We start from the raw sequence: 19186 nt of genomic DNA on the forward strand, positions 1-19186 counted from the left end.
TCAGCTCGGCAGATCGCTGACCGAGGCGGATTCGTTGCGGGACAGCGTGATTCCGAGATTGGCCGCGGCGCGGTCCAGTTCGTCGTCATCGCCCTGCTGTAGTTCGAAGGCGGAACCGGCCGAGAGGACCTCGACATTGAGGCACAGCGACTGGAGTTCCTTCAGCAGTACCTTGAAGGACTCCGGTACGCCGGGCTCGGGGACGTTCTCGCCCTTGACGATTGCCTCGTACACCTTCACGCGGCCGATAATGTCGTCGGACTTGATGGTGAGCAGCTCCTGCAGGGTGTACGCCGCGCCATAGGCCTGCATGGCCCAACATTCCATTTCACCGAAGCGCTGACCACCGAACTGCGCCTTACCACCCAGCGGCTGCTGCGTGATCATGGAGTACGGGCCGGTCGAACGCGCGTGGATCTTATCGTCGACCAGGTGGTGCAGCTTCAGGATGTACATGTAGCCGACCGCGATGGGATACGGGAACGGTTCGCCGGTGCGGCCGTCGAACAGGGTCGCCTTGCCGTCCGACCCGACCATGACCTCACCGTCACGGTTGGGCAGGGTCGACCCGAGCAGGCCCGCGAGTTCCTCCTCGCGGGCGCCGTCGAAGACCGGCGTCGCGACATTCGTATCCGGTTCGGCCGACATCAGCTCCGCGGGCAGCCGCTGCGCCCAGTCCGGGCGCGTGCCGTCGGCGACCCGAATATTCCAGCCGGTCTTGCCGATCCAGCCGAGATGGGTCTCCAGAATCTGGCCGATATTCATACGACGCGGCACACCGTGGGTGTTCAGGATGATGTCGACCGGGGTGCCGTCCGGCAGGAACGGCATGTCCTCGACGGGGAGGATCTTGCCGATGACGCCCTTGTTGCCGTGCCGCCCGGCGAGCTTGTCGCCGTCCTGGATCTTGCGCTTCTGCGCGACATAGACGCGCACAAGCTCGTTCACGCCCGGCGGCAGATCGTCATCGTCGTCGCGCGAGAACACGCGCACGCCGATGACCTTGCCGGACTCACCGTGGGGCACCTTCATCGACGTATCGCGGACCTCGCGGGCCTTCTCACCGAAAATGGCGCGCAGCAAGCGCTCCTCGGGGGTCAGCTCGGTCTCACCCTTCGGGGTGACCTTGCCAACCAGGATGTCGCCGTCACGCACTTCCGCGCCGATGCGCACGATGCCGCGCTCGTCCAGATCCGCGAGGACCTCGTCGGAGACGTTCGGGATATCCCGGGTGATCTCCTCCGCACCGAGCTTGGTGTCACGCGCGTCGACTTCGTGCTCCTCGATGTGGATCGACGTCAGTACGTCCTCCTCCACCAGGCGCTGCGACAGGATGATCGCGTCCTCGTAGTTGTAGACCTCCCACGGCATGATGGCGACCAGCAGGTTCTTACCGAGGGCCATCTCGCCGTTCTCGGTGCACGGACCGTCGGCCAGGACCTGCCCGGCCTCCACGCGCACGCCCTCGTCCACGATCGGACGCTGATTGGCGCAGGTGCCCTGGTTCGACCGCTCGAACTTGCGCAGGCGATAGGACTTCCGGGTGCCGTCGTCGTGCATGACGGTGATGAAGTCGGCCGAAACCTCTTCGACCACACCGGGTTTCTCATTGAGCACGACTTCACCGGAGTCGGCCGCCGCGCGCGCCTCCATACCGGTGCCGACCAGCGGCGACTCCGAACGGATCAGCGGCACCGCCTGTTTCTGCATATTCGCGCCCATGAGGGCTCGGTTGGCGTCGTCGTGCTCGAGGAACGGGATCATGGCCGTCGCCACCGACACCATCTGGCGCGGCGACACGTCCATATAGTCGACCAAGGCGGAGTCCACGATCTCCACCTCGGAGTTCTTGCGGCGCACCGTGATTCGCGAGGCGACGAAGCGGCCCGCGGCATCCAGCGGCTCGTTCGCCTGCGCCACTACGTGCAGGTCTTCCCGATCGGCGGACAGGTACTCGACCTCGTCGGTGACCGTGCCGTCGATCACCTTCCGATACGGCGTCTCGATGAATCCGAACGGGTTGACCCGCGCGTAGACCGACAGATATCCCATGAGCCCGATGCTCGGACCCTCGGGCGTCTCGATCGGGCACATGCGGCCGTAGTGGCTGTGTTGCACATCGCGGACCTCGAGGCTGGCGCGTTCCCGGCTCAGGCCGCCCGGCCCGAGCGCCGACAGGCGGCGCTTGTGGGTCAGGCTCGCAATGGGATTGCGCTGATCCAGGAACTGTGACAGCTGCGAGGTCCCGAAGAACTCCTTGAGGCCCGCCACCACCGGGCGGATGTTCATGAGCGACTGCGGCGTAATGGCCTCGACGTCCTGGGTCGTCATGCGCTCGCGGACCACCCGCTCCATGCGCGAGATCCCCACCCGCATCTGGTTCTGGATGAGTTCGCCGACGGTGCGCAGACGGCGATTGCCGAAGTGATCGATATCGTCCACCTCGACCGGCACCTCGATGCCGCCGGGCGCGGTCATCACGGCCTCACCCGCGTGCAGCCGCAGCAGGTATTCGATGATGGTGGCGAGATCGTCCTCGGTGAGCACCCGCGGACCGTCGGCCGCGCCGGTGTGCAGGCCGAACTTCTTGTTGATCTGGTAGCGCCCGACCTCCGCGAGGTCGTAGCGCTTCTCCTTGAAGAACAGGTTCTCCAGCAGGGCCTGCGCGGACTCCTTGGTGGGCGGCTCGCCCGGGCGCAACTTGCGATGGATATCGAGCAGCGCCTCATCGGTGCCGGGGGTGCCGTCCTTGGTGAGGGTGGTCATCATGATCCCGGAGAATCCGAATCGCTCGGTGATCCGCTCGGCGCTCCAGCCGAGCGCCTTGAGCAGCACCGCGACCGGTTGCCGGCGTTTGCGATCGATGCGCACGCCGATGCTGTCGCGCTTGTCGATATCGAATTCCAGCCAGGCCCCGCGCGACGGAATGACCCGCACCCCGTGCAGATCCTTCTCGGTGCCCTTGTCGGTCATCATCGGGAAATCGCCCATGAAGACCGTCTGGCTCTTGATCTCCCCCGTGTTGTTGTTCATGAACTCCGCGGTGACGAACAACGGCGCCGCGTAGGTCATGTCCTTGTCTTTGCATTCCTCGACCGAGGCCTTGACCTCCTCGAATCGCGGTTCGGACAGTGTCAGCGACATCGTCCCCGCGAAGTCCTCGATCGGACTGATCTCCTCCAGTGCTTCCGCCAACCCGCTGGTGATCAGCCACTCGAACGATTCGGTCTGCACTCCCAGTAGGTCCGGAACCTCCAGTGGCTCACGGAGTTTGGCGAACGAGACCCGCTTGGTCTGACTCGAGACTGCCAAGATGCGTCCTTTGTCTGTCGGCTGCATTTCCCCTTACGCACCGCGCCACGCCACGTCCCACAGTCAATTCTTATTTCGAGGTTCGGACAGCGGGCGCTCGACGCGAAGTCCAAATTACACCCGAACTCGACCAATGTCGAGGGCAGAAAGAAAGAAGGCACGAAATCCTCAGTGCCTTTCCCCTTTAATAATGGCATCTGAAAGTGCCATTCGTCAAGCCGATTTCGCGAATCGGCCGATTCAGCGGGCCTGCCACCGGGGCGGGCGGCGCTCGAAGAAGGCCGTGATGCCCTCCGCGAGATCCTTCGAATCCTGTAGGGCGGCCAGGGCGTCCGCGGTGGCCCCCTCATCATCGGCACAGAGCACGCGCTCGACGGCGCGCAGGCTTTCGCGGACCGACAGCGGCGCGTTGGCGACGATCTGCCGGGCCATGGCCAGCGCGGCCGCGACCGCGCCGCCGTCCTCGGTGAGCTCGTTAACGAAGCCGAGTTGATAGGCCCGTTCGGCGGGCAGCGCCTCGCCGGTGAGCAACAGCTGGCGGGCCACGTTCACCGGCAGGGCGCGGTGCGCCCGGAACAGGCCGCCACAGGTGGCGATGACACCGCGCTTGACCTCGGACAGGGCGAAGGACGCGCCCCGGGCGGCGATGACGAGATCGCAGGCGAGCACGAGTTCCATACCGCCGCCCAGCGCCCGGCCCTCGACGGCGGCGATGAGCGGCTTCTCGCGTGGCCGCCGGATGAGGCCGTATTCGCCGCCTCGCACCGTGCTTTTCGACAGTCCCTCGCTGAGATCCGTTCCGGCGCTGAACATATCGTCCGTACCGGTGAGGACCGCGACCCACAGTTCCGGATCGTCGTCGAACTCGTTGAACGCGGCGTCCAAGGCCGCCGTCATCTCCGCGCCGACGGCATTGCGCTTGTGCGGCCGGTTCATCCGGATGAGCAGCACGCGGTCGTGGCGTTCGATGTCGACGGTCATGGGGCTGCGTTCCTCGCTTCGACGAAGGTCATGGCTCGTTCCGCCATCGCGGTAATGGTGAGGCTCGGGTTGTTGCCGACATTAGCGGGCACCGCCGCACCGTCGCAGACCAAGAGGTTGCGGTAGCCGAAAACCCGGTGCCGGGAGTCAATGACGCCGGTCTCCGGTGTTTCGCCGATGACCGCGCCGCCCAGCAGGTGGGCGGTGGTGGGAATGGCGAAGACGGCCTCGGGGACGGCGGCCATGGTGGTGCCGCCGAGCCGGTCCGCGATCCAGTCGGCCGCACGGTAGGCCTCGGGGAGGAAATCCGGATTCGGATGGGCGCGATCCTGTTCGGTGGTGAGCACCGGGAATCCGGTGGGCAGCCGGAACCGGACCCGTAGGCGCATGGCGCTTTCCACGGTTTTCATGGTGGTCAGCATGATGGTGCGGCGCGAGGTGCCGCGGATGCGCAGGGATCTCACGAACCGGCGGGGGTGCCGGAAGGCGGTGCGCAGGAAGTACAGCGGCCGGGTGCGGCGGGTGCCGCGCGGATTGGCCAGGGTGTAGAGCAGCGACTGGATATCGGCATGGCCGCCGTAGGTGACCGGCTGGATATGGATGTCCGGGCCCGGATAGATGCCCGAGGTGAGCGCGACCGCCGCGCTGAAATCGTGGGTGTCGTCCGGGGCCAGCACGCCGAGGATGGCTTCGCTATTGGTGCGCACCAGCGTGCCGAGCCGATCGGACAGGCGCGGCAGCGCTCCGGACAGCTTGCAGCGCAGCAATAATCGGTTGGTGCCGAGCGCGCCCGCGGCGACGACCACACCGCGCGCGGTGACCGTCCGCCGGTCGCGGCGCACCCACGCGCCGGTGCGCTCGCTGGTGACGGCATACCCGTCACCGCCGTCCGCGGCGCCGAGCGGCCGCACATCGACCACGGTCCGACCCGGAAGTATCTGCGCGCCTTGCTTTTCGGCGAACCACAGGTAGTTCTTCACCAGGGTGTTCTTCGCACCGTAGCGGCACCCGAGCAGACAGCTGCCACAGCGCACGCGGCCGGTGCGGGCGGGGCCCGATCCCCCGAAATACGGTTCCGGGACGGTCTTTCCGGGCTCGCCCAGGAATACGCCCACCGGCGTCTTGCGATAGGTGTGCCCGAAGCCGTGCTCGGTCGCGTACTCCCGCAGCAGTTCGTCCGCCGCGGTGTCCCGGTCGTAGTCGACGACCCCGAGCATCCGTTCGGCGGTATCGAAATGCGGCGCCAATTCCGCATCCCAGTCCCCCAGCCGCGACCACTGCGGGTGGGTCGCGAACTCCGGCCGCGCGCGGTAGAGCGTATTCGCATAACCCAGCGATCCCCCGCCCATGCCCGCACCCGTCACCAAGAACAGATCCTTGAACAAGGTCGGCTTGAAGATCCCCTGCATGCCGAGCGCGGGCAGGAAGTAGTACCGCGCGGCCTGCGACGCCCGCTGGGCGAAATCGGAATCCGCGAATCGCAGCCCGGCCTCGAGCACCCCGACGCGATACCCCTTCTCCGTCAACCGCAGCGCCGACACGCTGCCCCCGAACCCGGAACCGATGATCAGCCAGTCGAAATCGCATGCGGGACCCTCGACCATGACCGGACCCTATCTGCGATCGGAGCCGCCGCCATTGACTCCGTCGGCCGTGCCGGCGACATCTCCGGTCAGGTCATCCAGTCTCGCTCGATGGCCCGAATTGCCATAGTCGTGGCATTGACGCCATCCCCGCGTGGGTCGCAGGCTGGGGAGATGCGGGTCGTGCTGATGGTGGTGTTCGACGGTTTCCAGTTGCTGGATGCCGCCGGACCCGCCGATGTGCTCAGCTCGGCCACCCACCTGGGCGCACAACCCGGGTATCGCGTGGAGCTGGCGGCGACGCGGGCCGGGCCGGTGCGCTCGGCCTCCGGCATTGCGGTCACCGCGGAACATGCGCTTGCGGACTGGACGGAGCCGGTGCACATGGTGCTGGTCGCCGGGGGCCTGACTGCGTGGACGGCCAGCACGGACACCGAGCTTGTCACGGGGATCCAGCGGCTGGCCGGGCTCGCCGAGCGGGTCGGGTCGGTGTGCTCGGGCGCGTTCCTGCTGGCCCGCGCCGGACTGCTGGACGGGCGGCGGGCCACCACGCACTGGGCGGGCGGGGAGATGCTGGCCGGGGCCTTCCCCGGGGTGCGGACCGAGCCGGACCGAATCTATGTGCGGGACGGGCCGGTGTGGACCTCGGCGGGGGTCACCGCCGGAATCGATCTGGCGCTGGCCATGGTGGCCGCCGATCACGGGCCGGAGTTAGCGCGGGAGGTGGCGCGCTGGCTGGTGGTGTACCTGCACCGGCCGGGCGGGCAGAGCCAGTTCAGCGCACCCGTCGCCGCGCTGCCGCCCAAGCGGAATTCGCTGCGCGCACTACAGATTTGGCTGGAGGAGAATCTCGACGCCGATCTGTCGCTGGCCGCGCTGGCCGAGCGGTCCGGGATGAGCAGGCGGCATTTCTCCCGGGTGTTCGCCACCGAACTCGGCACCACCCCGGCGCGCTATGTCGAGCGGGTGCGCATGGGCGCGGCGCGGCGGCTGCTGGAGACCACCGATCAGCCGCTGGACCGGGTCGCGGCCGCCGTCGGCCTGGGCAGTCCCGAGACCCTCTATCGAATCTTCCACCGCCACCTGGGTGTATCGCCGGGCGAGTATCGCGCCCGGTTCACCGTATCCGAAAGAGAGAATGCCCCATGACCTTTCAGGTCGCCATCGTGCTGTATCCGGGTATGACGGTGCTCGACGCCATCGGCCCCTACGAGGTGCTGCGCGGTCTGCCCGACAGCGAATTGCGGTTCGTATCCAATGAAGTCGGCCCGATCGTCTCCGACAGCGGGGTGCTGGTGCTCGGCGCCACGCACACCTTCGCCGAGGCGCCCGCACCGGATCTGGTGCTGGTGCCGGGCTCGGAGGGCGCGACCGCCGCGGCCATGGCCGACAAGGAGCTCATCGGCTGGCTGCGGGCCGTGCACGAGACCACGCAGTGGACCACCTCGGTGTGCAGCGGCGCGCTGATACTGGCGGCGGCCGATATCCTGCGCGGGCATCCGGCCACCACGCACTGGGCCGCGCAACCGGCGCTGGCCGCCTTCGGCGCGCAGTCGCGGCCGCACGACCGGATCGTGCGCAGCGGCAAGATCGTCACCGCCGCCGGGGTCTCGGCCGGGATCGATCTCGGGCTCTGGCTGGTCGGGCAGATCGCGGGGGACGAGGTCGCGCAGATGACCCAGTTGACCATCGAATACGATCCGTACCCGCCCTACGACACCGGCCATCCGGACAAGGCGCCCGCCGATCTGCTGCGCAAGACCCGGCTGGAGCTGACCAAACGCGCCGCCTCCCCGCGACTGCCCATCGACGTGGGCATCGCGCTGTGGCGGGTGACCTTGAATCGGGTCCGCGACCGCGTCGGCGCCACGCGGGGGTAGCTCAGCTCGCGCTCCAGCCCGACCAGCGCGTGACATCGACGGCGAGCACCGGACCGGGCGGCGGCTGCTCGAGGTAGATCGGATAGCGCGTGGACAATTCGCGCAGGGCCCCGCGCGCCTCCTCGCCGTCGGCGATGCGGGCTCGGCCGTCGGCGCGGACCCACCACAGGTGTGTCCAGTCCTCGGTGTAGTGATCGGCCAGGACGGCAACGCCCGGATTGGCCGCGATATTCGCCAGTCGCCGTAGGGCTGTGATCGTCTTCGGCTTGGCGTCGACGGCGGTGTAGACGATGTCGCCGAGCACGGCGAACACGATGGGCACGAGATGCGGCGAACCGTCGCCGGATACGGTCGCCAAGCGCGCTACCCGCTCGGCGGCGAACAGCTCCCGCGCCCGCCGCGACGTCATTCGCATTCCATGATCGTTGCACTTTCCGGGGCCCCGGGCGATCTCTCCTTGCGGGCACAGCACGTCGGCATCGTGAACGTGCCCGTCATCGGGGGATCTCAGGGGGAAACCATGCCGCGTCGTCACCGGCCCGCGCCTGCCGCGCCGCAGCGCTCGGGCGCACTCGTCCACCCGAAGCGCTGGTCGGCGGTCGCGGTGCTGTCCGCCCTACTGCTCGGCCTCGCGGGGTGTGTGACCGTGCCCGAGCCTTCGCCGTCCGAGGGGCGGGAGTTGTTCGCGTACACGACTTCCGAGGAACTGGTGATCGCGGACGGCACCGGGGTTCGCTCGCGGACCCCGGTGCGAACCGACACCCGATCCGAGATCCGGTTCACCGTGGATGCGAAATACATTGCCGCCCGGGAATACACCGACCCCGACAGTCCCGGCGTGCTGACAGCCGTGCCCGTGGCGCAGCCCGACCAGCCCATTCGCATCCAATGCGACTGCCGTGGCTTCGTCACTATTTCCGACAGCACCATCGCATGGCTCACCACCGGCGGAATCATCAATCGGATGAATCTGGTTGCGGCACAACCGTAACCAACCGAATGGCGCGTCCTGCCCGCGCCGATCGCGAAGGACGGATCCTTCTTCACCGACCAATTGCTGGCCGCCGACGGGGATCTGCTGCTGCGGACTCGCACCGAATTCAGCTTCCTGACCCATTCCTTCCGCAGCGAGGTGTCCCTGCTGGGATCGGACGGCGCCGCCCAGACCTTCGGTGAGCTGCCCGAGGTGGACAGCCTCGTGCACGGCGCGGCCTTCTCCCCGGACGGCGCCGCCGCCGTGGTGATCGCCGACGCCGAGCCGTACGGTTACGTCCATCCCTACGGCTGCTACCGGGCCGCCGTGACGGCGGTGGATCTCCGCCCCGGGACCCTGCGCACCACCTATCCCGTCACCGAGAACTGCACCACGCCCCGAAAAGTCCGCTGGGACAGCGACTCCGGACCGACCCTGGTCGTCGCGCAGCGCGAACGCGACGAGCCGACCGGCAACGAGCGCAGTTACCGCTGGCAGTACGCCGATGATCAGTGGTCCCCGGTGGACGGGCCGGTCGTCGACCGCGCCGAGACGGTGAACCGCGCGGTCGTCGAACTCGCCGAGCCCAGCGACAAGCACGCGCACACCCTGTACCGCGTCGCGGCGAATGGCGTCCGCACCCAGCTGGCGGCGGGCGTCTACGCCATGGCCGTCCCCGGCAGGGACCGGTCCTCCGGCTGATGTACACAACTTCGGGGGTACCGTGGCCCGGAGTCGATGGGGATCGTGGAGTGCGACCGCGGCGGCGGACGCCCGCCGGGCCAGGAGAGCATTCATGACTATCGATCCGAACACCGTCGTTCGCGACCTGCTCGCGGAGTATGGCTCCCCCACGGCGTGTGCCGCGGAGTTGCTGTGCGACCGGCATCCCGCCGGGGATATCGCGTTCACCATTGTGGAGAGCGATCTGAGCGCGGCCGATATCACCTACGGCGAATTGCGTGAGCGGTCCGGCCGGTTCGCGGCGGCGCTGGCGGATCTCGGGATCGAGCCGGGCGATCGGGTCGCGACCCTCATGGGCAAGTCGGCGGATCTGCTGACGGTCTTGCTCGGGATCTGGCGGCGCGGGGCGGTGCATGTACCGCTGTTCACCGCCTTCGCACCGGCGGCCATTGCCTTCCGGCTCACCGCGAGCGGCGCGAAAGTCGTTGTGGCCGATGCCGATCAGCAATCCAAGCTGAATCCGGGCGAGGATGTGCCCGCCGATCCGATATGGCGGGTGATCGTCGCGGGCGGGGCGGGCGAGCTGTCGCTGGACGCACTGCTGGCCCGGTACCCCGCGGACGATCCGCGCGGCGCGGCCGTGGCGGTGGGTGCGGACGGCATTCTCGTGCAGCTGTACACGAGCGGAACCACGGGGACGCCCAAGGGGGTTCCGGTGCCGGTGCGGGCGCTGGCGGGCCTGGTCGGCTATCAGCGTTTCGCGCTCGATGTGCGCGCCGACGACGTTTACTGGAATATCGCCGATCCCGGGTGGGCGTACGGGTTGTATTACGCCATCCTGTCGCCGCTGGCGAGCGGAACGCGCAGTCTGCTGCTGCATTCCGGGTTCTCCGCACCGCTCACCCGGCAGGTGCTCGAGAAGTTCGGCGTGACGAATCTGGCCGCCGCCCCGACCGTCTACCGCGCGCTCCGGGCCGATGACGAAAGCGCTTGGGCCGGTGTGCGATTGCGGCGCGCATCCTCGGCCGGAGAGCCGCTGACCCCGGATATCCCGGCCTGGTCCGAGCGGGCGCTGGGCATCGCGGTGCGCGACCACTACGGGCAGACCGAGCACGGCATGCTGATCGCCAATTCCTGGCACGACGCATTGCGCGCCGAGGTGCGGCCGGGCTCGATGGGCAAGCCGCTGCCCGGTACGACCCTGGCCGTCATCGACGAGAACTCCGATCGCGTACTGGCTCCCGGTGAGCAGGGCCGGGTGGTCGTGGATACCCGCACCAGTCCGGCGATCTGGTTCACCGGCTATGTGGACGCGCCCGAGCAGACCGCGTCCCGCTATACCGCCGACGGTCGCTGGTATCTGACCGGCGACGCCGGGACGGTCGACGCGGATGGCTTCTTCTACTTCTCGGCCCGCGACGACGATGTGATCATCATGGCCGGTTATCGCATCGGCCCGTTCGATGTCGAGAGCGTGCTGGTGTTGCACGAGGCCGTGCTGGAGGCCGCCGTGGTCGGCATGCCGGACGACCTGCGCGGCGAGGTGCTCGAGGCATTCGTGGTGCTGGCCAATGGTTTCCGGGGCGGTCCGGAACTGGAGGCGGAACTACAGCGGCTGGTGAAGACCAAGTTCGCCGCGCACGCCTATCCGCGCACCGTGCACTTCGTGGACGCCCTGCCCAAGACGCCCAGCGGCAAGGTGCAGCGGTTCCTGTTGCGGCAGCGCTGAGCCGGAGTCGGCGGGGCCGCCCCACCCCCATTCCGGGGGTAGTTCTACAGTGACGTGGATCACTACGTTTCTCTCACCCAGCGGGACCCGAACGGCCCGCGCCGGGCAGAAAGAGGAACAGCAGTGAAAGTCTCACCCACGACGACGGCGACCCCGGCGTCCGGAACCAGCGTGCGAAAAGTGGCGATTGCCAGCTGTATCGGCACCACCATCGAGTTCTACGACTTCTTCATCTACGGCACCGCGGCGGCCCTGGTCTTTCCGAAGGTGTTCTTCCCGGCGCTGGGGTCCACGGCGGGCACCGTCGCCTCGTTCACGACCTTCGCGGTGGCGTTCATCGCCCGGCCGGTCGGCGCGGTGCTGTTCGGGCACTACGGCGATCGCGTCGGCCGCAAGGCGACCCTGGTGTCCACGCTGCTGCTGATGGGCGTGTGCACCCTGCTCATCGGCCTGCTGCCCAGTGCCGACAGCATCGGCGTGCTCGCGCCGATCCTGTTGGTGCTGCTGCGCTTCGGTCAGGGCTTCGCCGTCGGCGGCGAATGGGCGGGCGCCACCCTGCTCACCGCCGAATACGCCCCGCCCGGCAAGCGCGGCCGCTACGCCATGTTCCCGCAGGTCGGCCCGGCCTTCGCATTCCTGTTGTCCAGCAGCACCTTCCTGATCACCGGCGCGGTGCTGGGCGATACCAATCAGACCTTCCTCACCTGAGGTTGGCGCATTCCGTTCCTGTTCTCCATCGTGCTGGTCGCCCTCGGCCTCTACGTGCGCCTCGCCATCGAGGAGACCCCCGTCTTCCGGGCGAACCAAACCGCCCGCGCCGCGGCCGGTCCCGCCACCGGCCGTCTGCCCTTCCTCGACGCCGTCCGGCACCAGCCCCGCGAGATCCTGCTCACCGGCGGCGCACTGGCCACCCAGTTCTCCTTCTTCTACATGGGCACCGCCTACCTCACCAGCTACGGCACCAAAACCCTGGGCTTCACCCGCCCGTTCGTCCTCACCGTCGGCATTGCGGCGGCCATCGCCTTCGGCATAGCCACCGTCACCTCCGCGCTCTACTCCGACCGCCTGGGCCGCCGCCGAGTCCTGTTGGCCGCCTGCACCGTAGCCATCTTCTGGGCCCTGGCCCTGTTCCCCCTCCTGGACACCGGCACCCACCTGGCCTTCGCCATAGGCGTCATCGTCACCCTCACCATCTTCGGCATCGAGTACGGCCCTTGCGGCGCCCTGCTCCCCGAAACCTTCCAAACCCGCTACCGCTACACCGGAGCCGGTCTCGGCTACAACCTCGGCGGCGTCGTAGGCGGCGCCATCCCGCCACTCATCGCCGCCCCCCTGACCGAAGCCTTCGGCAGCATCTCCATCGGCATCCTCCTCGCCGCCCTCGCCGCCCTCAGCGTCGCCTGCACCTGGGGACTGACCGAAACCAAGGACAAGGCTCTCTGAGATCCCACCGCACACGCCGGGGCGGACCGCCGCCCCGGCCATCGGCATCACGGGACGAGAACCGTTTTGCCCTTGGCGTTTCCGGTGGTGGCGTGGGCCTCGGCGGCGTCGGCGAGGGGGAATTCGCGGTCGACGTGGACGCGGAGGGCGCCGGATTCGGTGAGGGCCACCAGTTCGGCCAGGTCGGTCGCGGAGGGGTGGACCATGACCGTTTCGAAGCGGATGCCTTGCTGGGCGGCTTGTTCGGGGGTGATGCCGGGGTTGTGGCCGACGGTGGTCACCAGGAGGGCGCCGGGCTTCAGGAGTTGGGTGGAGCGTAGGGCGTAGTCGCCGCCGACCAGGTCGAGGACCACGTCGACCGGATCGGTAGCGGTGGTGAAATCGGTTGTGGTGTAGTCGATCAGCTCGTCGGCGCCGAGGTCGGTGAGGAAGGCGTGGTTGGCGGTGCGGGCGGTGGCGATGACGTGGGCGCCGCGGGACTTGGCGATTTGGACGGCCAGGTGGCCGACGCCTCCGGCGGCGGCGTGGATCAGGACGCGCTGGCCCGGTTCGACAGCGGCAATGGTGACCAGGCCCTCCCAGGCGGTGAGACCGGCCAAGGGGAGCGCGCCCGCCGCGGACATGGGGAGGGCGGCGGGCTTGGCCACCAGCTCGTCGGAGGGAGCCACCAGGTATTCGGCATACGCCCCAGCGGCTTTCGGGAACAGTGTCAGGCCGAGCACTTCCGCGCCCACCTCGAAGCGGGTCACGCCGTCGCCGAGCGCTTCGACGACGCCTGCCACATCCCAGCCCAGGGCGAAGGGCGGTTCGGGGAACAGCGGAAAATGCCCGCCACGGACCGCCGCGTCGACCGGGTTCACACCGGCCGCGCGCACGCGCACCAGCACCTCCCCGGCGGCGGGACGCGGGCGCTCGATCTCGGTGCGGTACAGCACTTCGGGGCCGCCGAAGGTGTCCTGGGTGATCGCGTACATGAGAGTCTCCTTTATTTGCCGTGCGGACTATTGCTACGACAAACAAGTACTCCCAGTTATTCCTCGCGTCAACTATCCGCGCGTAAACCACAGCTGCGCAAGGGCGTATGCCCCGGTCAGCGCTTGTTGATGAAGACCACTCCCGCGACCATTGCCACAGCGAGTACGGCCGCCACGCCGCCGAACCACAGCAAGGTGTAGTCCTTCTCGTCGATGACGTCCTGCGGCGGCGCGGTCGGGGTGGTGGCGGGGGCCGGGGTGGTCGCGGTCGGGGGTGCGGTCGGCGGCGGGCCCGCGAGAGTGAAGCCGTAGAGGCCGTGGATCGAATGACCGTCTTCAGAGCGCACCAGATAACTGACGGTGTATTGGCCGGGCGGCATACCGCTGCGCAGCGGCACCTTGAGCTGTGCGCCGCTGACTTCGGCGGGCGCGGCGGCCCAGGCGTCACCCGCCGGGCCGGTGATGGTGAGCGTGGCGCCGGAGCCGTCCACGGACTGGCTGAAGGTCAGGGTCACCCGCTCCGGCGCGGTCCCGAGGACCGCGCCGGAAGCCGGGTCGGCCTCGGTGAGTTCGGTGTGCGCCATCGCGACACCGGCGCCCCAGAACAGGGCCAGTGTCGAAAACAACGCCACCACCTGCGCTTTCACCATGGTAGAGCTCCTCACCCGGGATCGTCGGACGGTGGTCCGCATCCTAGTCAACGGGCGGGTGGCGAGGACCTATTCGGCCGGGTAGACCGCGTCCACCTCCACCTCCACCTCGACGAGCCAGCCCGCCACGGGCAGGCCCGCGACCTCCAGGGCGAACCGGGTGGGCCGCGCCGGATTGCGCAGCAGCGGAGCGGCGGGGGCGGCGGTGCCCAGCGGAACCAGTTCGGTATCACCGGTTTCGAGGTTGGTATTGGCGAAGAACTGGCGGTAGGCGCGGTTCCAGCCCGCGTAGTCGGCGCGGTCGGAGCCGGGGGCATTGTCGAGGAAGACACGCATGGTCGTGACGTTCTCCGGGGACAGGCCCTGGGCTTCGAGGTTCTCCTTGATGCGGGTGAGGACCGCCAGGCCCTGCGCCTCGGTGATGGTGACACCGGCGGGCAGCACGCCGTTCGCGAATTGGGCGGTATCGATGAAGGATTCGGGCGTGCCCTCCTTGGCCGCCTTGTTGGTCGCGGCGGGGCCGATACCGCTGGTCTTGTAGATGGCGGCGTCGGTGCGGATGACCACGCCCTGGGCGATCATCGGGTTCGCCTGGCCCGCTTCGAGAATCGACTTGCTGACCGCGCCGGGATCGGCGGGTTCGGCGTCCGTGGAATCGGCGGAACAGGCGGTGAGGGCAATGGCGGCCGCCAGGGTCGCGGCGGTCACGGTGAGCGGTCGTTGCATGGGGTCTCCTAGTCGAAAGTCGTTCAGCTGGCGGCGATTCGGGTGTGCAGAGCGGTCACCACATCGCGCGCCGAGGTGAAGGCGCCGTGCTGCCAGGCAATGGCATTGGACAGGTGGTCGCCCGCGAAGTAGACGCGGTCGACCGGGGCCAGCAGTTTGGTGTACTCCGGTGTGGCCTCGCCGCCGTGCGCATCGCTGCCGGACCAGCCGACCCAGGCGCCCTCGGAGTATTTGGTGCGCCGCCAGCTGCCGGAGAAGGAGGAGGCGATATCGCCTCGGTACTTGTCGCCGTGAATGGCCGCGCCCTCGTCCACCGCCTTGGCCAAACGCTGCCGGTGCGTTAGGGATTCGAAGGCCAGATGGCGTAGCCCGGTGTTGTAATAGCCGACCACCACGCCGCGATCGGCATTGAAATGGTCGTAGGGGAACATGATCTGGGCGATGTCCTTGTCGGTATTGGTGGCGCCGCCGTAGATGCGATCCTCGAGTTCCCACCAGCGGCGGGAGTATTCGATGCCGAGCTTGCCCGAGGACACCGGGATCGCGGCCTTCAGGGCCAGCAGCACATCGGCGGGCAGATTGTTGCCGAGCCGCCCGACCAGGTTCGGGGGCAGCGTGCAGATGCAGTAGTCGGCGTCGATGGCCTTCCGGTCGCCATCCTGCCGGTATTCGACCCGGACGCCGCTTCCGGTGTTCGTCATGGACGTCACCTCGGCCCCGAATCGAATACGGTCCGTACCGATCTCGCGCTGGAAGGCGTAATAGATGCGGTCCATGCCGCCGACCGGGGTCATCATCATCATGGCCTGGTCGTAGCCGAACTCGAAGCTGAAGTTGCGGCCGATACCGCTGCGAATCACATCCGACATACCGTAGGGCTTGCGCTCGGAACCGAAGTTCAGGCCCGCGCCGGGTTCGGAATCGTAACCGCGGCGCGAGGATCCGAGATACCGGCCATCGCTGGACAGATCACCGAAATCGCGCAGGAAGGTCGCCAGCGCGTCCTTGTCGGCCGAGGTGAGCACATCGTCGAGCGCGCCGCGCGAGGCCGCCTTCTGCAGCAGCTCCGACATGTACCCGTACACATCGGCCTTGGCGGCCCGGTATTGCACCGACTGTCCCGAGATTTCCGTCTCGCTGCGGTAGTTGACCAGCGTATTGGCATTCTGATTGCCGAAAGGCTGGATTTCCACGCCCAATTCCCGGCAATAGTCGAGCGTGATGTGCCCCTGCGGAATCTGGGTCGCGCCCAGATTGAAGTAATGCCCTTCGGCGAAGGTACAGGATTGGGTTTCGCCATTGAGATCGGTCTCGGTCGTCCCGCCGCGCACCGACCACACCCGCCCGCCCGGCCGCTGCCGGGCCTCGAGCACGGTGACGGTATAGCCCGCCTTGCGCAATTCGTAGGCCGCGCACAAACCGGCCGGGCCGCCACCGAGCACGACCACCGAGGAATTCTTGGCGGCCTTGCCGATCAGATCACCCATGGCCGGTGAGCGGAAACGCGGCGTATCCGCGGTCGCGGGCGCCAGCCCGATGGCCGACATCGCGCCGTAGGCCAGTCCGACGCCGCCGGTGGCGCCCAGACCGCGCATGAAAGATCTTCTGGTGACTGATAATTCGAGCTCCATCCGCTGTCGATCCGCGAAATGCGTTCTTGCGGAAAGTCTCGAATCGCTCCGATTCGATTCGGATACGGACGGGAAACGTTTCGACGGTCGGCGAGTGGGACGGGCCGCGCGGAGTTCTCACTCGGTGACAAACGGCCGTCGCGCGACCGAAACGCACCGGAAACGCGTCCTGGATAGGGTCGCCCGCACCCGATGTCTGGTGGAGGTGTGTTGATGGGCGCTCTGGCCGACGCCGTCGCCCGGTCGTTCACGGCCGGGGAGCCCGAGCGACCGGCGGTATCCCCCCTGCGCGCCCTGGGCCGCAGGCAATTGTCCCCCCTCGAATTGCTCGGCCAGTCGGTCGCCACCACCGCGCCCGCGGCCTCCATGGTGCTACTGCCGGTCACCATGTTCACCCACGAGACCTGGCTGCCCGGACTGGTCACCATTGTGGCGGCGACCGCGGTGATCATGCTGATGGCGCACTGCATCGCGCAGTTCACCCGGCGGCTGGCCGCCTCGGGCGGCCTGTACACCTTCACTTTTCAGGGCCTGGGCACCCGGGCGGCGGTCACGTGCGGTGTGGGCCTGCTGGTGAAATACCTGGGCAGCGGGGCGATCACCATGTATCACGGCGGGCAGGCAGTGCTCGTGCTGGCCGCGCAATCCGGCCTCCAGCTGCGCGGCTGGGGCGTCGCGGCGGTCTATGTCGCCGTCGCGCTGGCCATTGCGAGCGCCCTGGTCAGGGGCGTGCGCTTCGCGGCGGTGGCGATCCTGGCGGTCGAGGCGTGTTCGCTCCTCTTCATCGTGGGTCTGCTGATCGCCGGTTCGGCCGGGGTCGCCCCGCCGGTACCGCCGACCGCCCCGGCCGGACCCGGGGTGCTGTTCGTGGCCATGCGAGCGCTGTTCGGGCTGGCCGGATTCGAGAGCGCCACCTTCTTCGCACCCGAGACGCGGCGGCCGCTGGTAACGGTCACCCGTACCGTCCTGCTCACCCCGCTGCTGTGCGGCACGCTGTTCATCTTCGCGGGCTGGGCGGCCTGCACCGGCCGGGCCGATGTGCTGTTCAGCGCGTATCTGCACGGCGCCGCGGGCGGGGTGAGCCCGGTCGTGGTGATCCTGCTGAATATCGGTCTCACCTGCTCCTGGCTGGCCTCGTCCATGGCGTCGTCGAATGCCGCCTCGCGCCTGGTGTATTCGATGAGCCTGGAGGGCGTGCTGCCGGGCGTGTTCACCCGCATCGGCGCGCGCCTGCGCACCCCGCACATGGCGCTGGCCGTCATTGTCGGCATCACCACGACCGGCGGCCTGATCTATGTGGCGGCGGACGGTATTCCCGCCGCGGCCGCTACGGCTGTGCGGACCGCCCTCGTCACGGCCTACATTCTCGTCGCGGTGGCGACGGTGCGCTTCCTGCGGCGCATTCGCGAGACGACCCGAATCGATTGGTACGCGGGCTGGCTCGGCGCCGCCGCGCTGACCGCCACGCTCGCGTGCCTGATGATCACGCAGGCGCGCGACGGCACCTACGCCGCGGCCGCCACGGTGGCCTGCGTGCTGGCCGCCGGTGCCGCCTGGCATCGCTACCTGCGGGTGTTCCACCCCCGAAGCCTGCGCGCCATCGGGGTTTTCGACAGTCCCGAGTCGGCCGATGTGCTGCCCGGCGCCGGGATGTTCGCGGTCAATGCCCGCGGCAGTATCGCCCTGGTCGGCGCGAACCGCCGCGGCCCCGACGAGCCGTGACCACCATCGTGCGCGGCGGACCGACCGGCCACGAGCCGCGCGCCGTGCAGAAGGCCCTGGCATTACTGGAAGCGGTGGCCCAGCTCGGTCCCGGCGCCACCGCGAAGGCCATCGCGGCGCATACCGGCGTGCCGCCCGCCACGGCCTACCGGCTGCTGAATCTCCTGGTGGCCGACGGCTATCTGGTGCGGGTGGAGGACCTCTCCGGTTTCGCCCTCGGCCGCCGCACCCGCGAGCTCGCCGCGGCCGCGACCGCATCGGATCCGGCCGCCGACAGCCGCCACATCCTGGCCGAGCTGCGCGCCCAGCTGCGCTACGGCATTCACCTCGCGTCGTTCACCGGCAGCCGAATCCGGCTGATAGACAAGGATCCCGATCACGAACTCAGCGGTGAGAACATTCTGACCGCGCATCCGCACGCCTCGGCCATCGGCAAGCTCCTCATTGCCGGACACCCGGAACTGACGCCCGGGCGGCCGCGCCGGATCACCGCCTTCACCATCACCGCGCCCGCCCGGCTGGCCGCCGAACTGCGCCGCGTCGGCTCCACAAACATCGCAACCGAAATCGATGAATGCCGGATCGGCCGCAGCGCGGTCGCGGTGGCGGTACGCGGCGAGAACGGCGCGATCACCGGCGCTTTGGCCGCCATCGGCCGCACCGGGCACATTACGATCCACGACCGCGACCTGATCGACCTGCTGCAATCCTTCGCCGCCCGGCTGCGGGTGTGATCGCGGCGGCGGGCGGCGGTGCACCCCGTCCGAGTCGGGGCGGACGATCGGACGGGGGCATCCACCTTGCCGACCTCCGGGGGGCGAGTCCGGGCCGACAGCCAGAAACACTAGGTGAGCAAATACCTGGACACCATGACGATCGAAGCCTGCGAAGCTGACAA

At 68.3% G+C, this 19186-nt stretch carries 15 protein-coding genes and 1 pseudogene; 8 read left to right on the forward strand and 8 right to left on the reverse strand.

Going from position 1 to position 19186, the window contains the following annotated elements; translation table 11 throughout:
- From rpoB to NC4_RS17960, 3 genes are all read right to left on the reverse strand, one after another.
- Positions 1 to 3339 carry a DNA-directed RNA polymerase subunit beta gene (gene rpoB, locus NC4_RS17950; protein ID WP_067539455.1) on the reverse strand — a complete coding sequence of 1113 codons (3339 nt, stop codon included), beginning with the start codon at positions 3337 to 3339 and terminating at the stop codon, positions 1 to 3.
- Positions 3340 to 3552: 213 nt separating this feature from the next.
- Entirely contained in the window at positions 3553 to 4293 is a 741-nt protein-coding gene (locus tag NC4_RS17955) for an enoyl-CoA hydratase-related protein (RefSeq protein WP_067539458.1), read from the reverse strand.
- A complete protein-coding gene (locus tag NC4_RS17960) occupies positions 4290 to 5897 on the reverse strand; it encodes an FAD-dependent oxidoreductase (protein WP_067539461.1) in 1608 nt (535 codons plus the stop codon). Before NC4_RS17960 ends, NC4_RS17955 begins: the two co-directional genes overlap by 4 nt.
- A gap of 153 nt (positions 5898 to 6050) precedes the next feature.
- Between NC4_RS17960 and NC4_RS17965 the strand changes: the two genes are divergently transcribed.
- Positions 6051 to 7025 (forward strand): GlxA family transcriptional regulator, encoded by a 975-nt coding sequence (locus NC4_RS17965; protein ID WP_067539464.1) that lies wholly within the window; start codon positions 6051 to 6053, stop codon positions 7023 to 7025.
- On the forward strand, positions 7022 to 7756 hold the full coding sequence (locus tag NC4_RS17970) for a DJ-1/PfpI family protein (protein ID WP_067539466.1): 735 nt from the start codon (positions 7022 to 7024) through the stop codon (positions 7754 to 7756). The genes NC4_RS17965 and NC4_RS17970 overlap by 4 nt, the downstream gene beginning before the upstream one ends.
- A gap of 1 nt (position 7757) precedes the next feature.
- On the opposite strand, the gene NC4_RS17975 is transcribed toward NC4_RS17970, so the two are convergent.
- On the reverse strand, positions 7758 to 8165 hold the full coding sequence (locus NC4_RS17975) for a TIGR03668 family PPOX class F420-dependent oxidoreductase (protein WP_067539469.1): 408 nt from the start codon (positions 8163 to 8165) through the stop codon (positions 7758 to 7760).
- 9 nt (positions 8166 to 8174) lie between these two features.
- Here NC4_RS17975 and NC4_RS17980 point away from each other — a divergent pair, with 9 nt between their 5' ends.
- The 4 genes and pseudogenes from NC4_RS17980 to NC4_RS17995 all read left to right on the forward strand — a co-directional run bounded on the left by NC4_RS17980 (position 8175) and on the right by NC4_RS17995 (position 12585).
- Complete coding sequence (locus NC4_RS17980; RefSeq protein WP_067539472.1) at positions 8175 to 8747, forward strand: hypothetical protein; 573 nt, start codon at positions 8175 to 8177, stop codon at positions 8745 to 8747.
- Between the two features lie 63 nt (positions 8748 to 8810).
- Positions 8811 to 9431 (forward strand): hypothetical protein, encoded by a 621-nt coding sequence (locus NC4_RS17985; protein ID WP_067539475.1) that lies wholly within the window; start codon positions 8811 to 8813, stop codon positions 9429 to 9431.
- Positions 9432 to 9525: 94 nt separating this feature from the next.
- Entirely contained in the window at positions 9526 to 11142 is a 1617-nt protein-coding gene (locus NC4_RS17990; protein ID WP_067539478.1) for an AMP-binding protein, read from the forward strand.
- 123 nt (positions 11143 to 11265) lie between these two features.
- A pseudogene (locus NC4_RS17995) lies at positions 11266 to 12585 on the forward strand (MFS transporter).
- A gap of 47 nt (positions 12586 to 12632) precedes the next feature.
- Here NC4_RS17995 and NC4_RS18000 read toward each other — a convergent pair.
- From NC4_RS18000 to NC4_RS18015, 4 genes are all read right to left on the reverse strand, one after another.
- Positions 12633 to 13559 (reverse strand): NADP-dependent oxidoreductase, encoded by a 927-nt coding sequence (locus tag NC4_RS18000; RefSeq protein ID WP_067539481.1) that lies wholly within the window; start codon positions 13557 to 13559, stop codon positions 12633 to 12635.
- A gap of 116 nt (positions 13560 to 13675) precedes the next feature.
- Positions 13676 to 14209: a copper resistance CopC family protein gene (locus NC4_RS18005; RefSeq protein WP_067539483.1), complete on the reverse strand. Its 534-nt coding sequence runs from the start codon at positions 14207 to 14209 to the stop codon at positions 13676 to 13678.
- A gap of 69 nt (positions 14210 to 14278) precedes the next feature.
- Positions 14279 to 14935: a Rid family hydrolase gene (locus NC4_RS18010; protein ID WP_067539486.1), complete on the reverse strand. Its 657-nt coding sequence runs from the start codon at positions 14933 to 14935 to the stop codon at positions 14279 to 14281.
- A gap of 23 nt (positions 14936 to 14958) precedes the next feature.
- Positions 14959 to 16530, reverse strand: a complete 1572-nt coding sequence (locus NC4_RS18015) for a flavin monoamine oxidase family protein (RefSeq protein ID WP_067539488.1) — start codon at positions 16528 to 16530, stop codon at positions 14959 to 14961.
- Positions 16531 to 16779: 249 nt separating this feature from the next.
- Between NC4_RS18015 and NC4_RS18020 the strand changes: the two genes are divergently transcribed.
- Together NC4_RS18020 and NC4_RS18025 are read left to right on the forward strand one after the other, a co-directional pair.
- Complete coding sequence (locus tag NC4_RS18020; protein ID WP_067539491.1) at positions 16780 to 18288, forward strand: APC family permease; 1509 nt, start codon at positions 16780 to 16782, stop codon at positions 18286 to 18288.
- Positions 18285 to 19022 (forward strand): IclR family transcriptional regulator, encoded by a 738-nt coding sequence (locus NC4_RS18025; RefSeq protein ID WP_439957522.1) that lies wholly within the window; start codon positions 18285 to 18287, stop codon positions 19020 to 19022. Before NC4_RS18020 ends, NC4_RS18025 begins: the two co-directional genes overlap by 4 nt.
- The last annotated feature ends 164 nt before the right edge of the window (positions 19023 to 19186 follow it).

This window comes from Nocardia crassostreae (genome assembly GCF_001613405.1).
Classification (GTDB): Bacteria; Actinomycetota; Actinomycetes; order Mycobacteriales; family Mycobacteriaceae; genus Nocardia; species Nocardia crassostreae.

Bases quoted from the DNA above. Each gene is read 5' to 3' on its own strand.
- rpoB (WP_067539455.1), bottom strand. From the start codon at position 3,339: ATGCAGCCGACAGACAAAGGACGCATCTTGGCAGTCTCGAGTCAGACC.
- NC4_RS17955 (WP_067539458.1), bottom strand. From the start codon at position 4,293: ATGACCGTCGACATCGAACGCCACGACCGCGTGCTGCTCATCCGGATG.
- NC4_RS17960 (WP_067539461.1), bottom strand. From the start codon at position 5,897: ATGGTCGAGGGTCCCGCATGCGATTTCGACTGGCTGATCATCGGTTCC.
- NC4_RS17965 (WP_067539464.1), top strand. From the start codon at position 6,051: ATGCGGGTCGTGCTGATGGTGGTGTTCGACGGTTTCCAGTTGCTGGAT.
- NC4_RS17970 (WP_067539466.1), top strand. From the start codon at position 7,022: ATGACCTTTCAGGTCGCCATCGTGCTGTATCCGGGTATGACGGTGCTC.
- NC4_RS17975 (WP_067539469.1), bottom strand. From the start codon at position 8,165: ATGACGTCGCGGCGGGCGCGGGAGCTGTTCGCCGCCGAGCGGGTAGCG.
- NC4_RS17980 (WP_067539472.1), top strand. From the start codon at position 8,175: ATGATCGTTGCACTTTCCGGGGCCCCGGGCGATCTCTCCTTGCGGGCA.
- NC4_RS17990 (WP_067539478.1), top strand. From the start codon at position 9,526: ATGACTATCGATCCGAACACCGTCGTTCGCGACCTGCTCGCGGAGTAT.
- NC4_RS18000 (WP_067539481.1), bottom strand. From the start codon at position 13,559: ATGTACGCGATCACCCAGGACACCTTCGGCGGCCCCGAAGTGCTGTAC.
- NC4_RS18005 (WP_067539483.1), bottom strand. From the start codon at position 14,209: ATGGTGAAAGCGCAGGTGGTGGCGTTGTTTTCGACACTGGCCCTGTTC.
- NC4_RS18010 (WP_067539486.1), bottom strand. From the start codon at position 14,935: ATGCAACGACCGCTCACCGTGACCGCCGCGACCCTGGCGGCCGCCATT.
- NC4_RS18015 (WP_067539488.1), bottom strand. From the start codon at position 16,530: ATGCGCGGTCTGGGCGCCACCGGCGGCGTCGGACTGGCCTACGGCGCG.
- NC4_RS18020 (WP_067539491.1), top strand. From the start codon at position 16,780: ATGGGCGCTCTGGCCGACGCCGTCGCCCGGTCGTTCACGGCCGGGGAG.